A 1,980-nucleotide genomic window follows, 5' to 3' on the forward strand; every position below is an offset into this window, starting at 1 on the left:
GACCCTGCTCATCCAAGCCACAAAGACGGTAACCAGTACGAGGAGATTGATACGTAACATTAGTATTCGATTGCTCAACTCCTTCATCCACATAGTCCATCATCCGGTCACCATTGGCTAGTCTTACTGTCCCCATGGCATCTTGGGGTTGACTCGCTTGAGACTCTAACCAGCCATCAACAATTGGTCCTTCTAGGTATAGGTCTTGAATTTGAAGGAGGATTTTGTGCAGTTCCTGCTGCCAACCCAGAACAATTCCCTCAATGTCTTGCAACAGATTCATGGCCAAAGCTGGGTTAGCACCATGGCGATGGTTTCCCAGTTTAGGGTATTTCAATCTAGGCAGAGTTGGTATCTTCTGTTCATCCTGGCGAGTGGGAAACGGTTGTACTGCCATAGAGAAAGAAGGTTCCTTTTTATGTCTACGACTTACTACACCTGCTTGTTGCTGATTAGTTTGATCAGCCACAGCTGGGGATGGTTGTGATGAATCAGTGGCACTAGCTTTTGCTAACTGATTTAGTGTTGTCTCGATCCGTCGCAATTTTGATTTCATGAAGACTGATTTTGTGAGTAAATATAGTTGATTTGAAGGGGGAAGATGCCAATTATTCTGAACTATAAGCTCTGTTAATTTTCGCGCAATGGCAATATAAGTCCCAATAGCCTTGAATAGTACCCAATTTACTAGTACCAAATTTACCAGTAATTTAATTTTAGTCACCGGACCATCCAGGTCTGGCAAAAGCGAGTGGGCAGAAACCCTGGCAATGCAGACTGGGAAATCGGTAGTATACGTCGCTACTGCCACAATCAACCCGGATGATCCAGAGTGGCTGGCCCGCATTGAAAAACATCAGCAGCGACGCCCCAGTTCATGGACAACCCTTTTGGTACCACTGGACTTGCCAGCAACAATTACCAAATATTCTGACATCAATCACTGCCTGTTAGTAGATTCTCTAGGAACCTGGGTTGCCAATTGCCTAGAACAGGATGATACTGTTTGGCAGCAAACGTTACAAAGCTTATGGAATAGTTTGACCCAGGTTAAAGGTTCTGTAATTTTTGTTGCAGAAGAGGCTGGCTGGGGAGTGGTTCCAGCTTATCCTATGGGTAGGGCATTTCGCGATCGCCTCGGAAATGTAGTGCGTTATTTGGGGCACTTGGCTAACCCAGTCTACTTAGTCACCGGTGGTCATGTGCTTAATCTCAGTACTCTGGGTCAACCATTACCCTATAATGGTACTGTTGGCGAATCACCTCAAACCTAATCCCATCCATGGCAAGAGGGTAAAGATACCGCCAGTGTGGAAGAAGCTTCCTAACTCAGTTGTTTATTCAACGGGTTAAAACTAACTATTAATAACAAACTACTAACAAACCAATGGCATCTGAAGCACAAGTCAAACGCTATCTCACCTACTGGTTCCAGTTAGGGAAAAAAGTTGTGATGCGCAATGGTTTTTCAGCTATGCAGCCACAATCACTTACAAATGGCAAGCACTACAGCCAAGAATTTGAAACGATTTGGCAGCTAGCGATTTCACCAGAGACTGGTGATTGTTACCTGGAAGGAACTGATGAAACAATTGCGGATTTATTAACACCCAAGTGGGATATACTTCCTTGTTCCCGTTGTGATATGCCTGTACCCATTAAAAGTGCTGGGATACCACCAAACTGTTGTCCCTGTTTTGATTTATCCACATGGCCCAACACAGAATTGCCAGCACCACGAGATCCAGTGTGTAGTCAAACCGAACTAAGAGGGATTTGCGATCGCTTAAATAGAATTATTGATAATAGAATTACTTAAAAAAGTATAAAAAAATAAAATATCAGTTTTTAGCTTGGGCACCGATTAAGTAACTTATGGGCTGAAATTATTATCCAGTAAGGATTTCAGGTTGCATGTCATCACCCCCAGAAAATTTCACTAAAGGCGATTAGGAATCGCGCAGTAATAAGTTTTCCATT

At 43.3% G+C, this 1,980-nt stretch carries 3 protein-coding genes; 2 read left to right on the top strand and 1 reads right to left on the bottom strand.

The features are described from left to right. Positions 1-556 (bottom strand): hypothetical protein (locus tag F6K37_RS39885; RefSeq protein ID WP_287256798.1); only part of this gene is annotated, 556 nt, incomplete at its 3' end. Between the two features lie 112 nt (positions 557-668). Between F6K37_RS39885 and cobU the strand changes: the two genes are divergently transcribed. Together cobU and F6K37_RS39895 are read left to right on the top strand one after the other, a co-directional pair. Then, positions 669-1,274, top strand: coding sequence for a bifunctional adenosylcobinamide kinase/adenosylcobinamide-phosphate guanylyltransferase (gene cobU / locus F6K37_RS39890; protein WP_071106150.1), 606 nt, complete (start codon positions 669-671; stop codon positions 1,272-1,274). 113 nt (positions 1,275-1,387) lie between these two features. Beyond that, positions 1,388-1,819 (top strand): hypothetical protein, encoded by a 432-nt coding sequence (locus F6K37_RS39895; protein WP_071106149.1) that lies wholly within the window; start codon positions 1,388-1,390, stop codon positions 1,817-1,819. Positions 1,820-1,980 lie beyond the last annotated feature (161 nt).

This window comes from Moorena sp. SIO4E2 (genome assembly GCF_010671945.1).
In the GTDB taxonomy this organism is placed as follows: domain Bacteria; phylum Cyanobacteriota; class Cyanobacteriia; order Cyanobacteriales; family Coleofasciculaceae; genus Moorena; species Moorena producens.

Coding starts and splice junctions, on each gene's coding strand:
- F6K37_RS39895 (WP_071106149.1), top strand. CDS start 1,388: ATGGCATCTGAAGCACAAGTCAAACGCTATCTCACCTACTGGTTCCAG.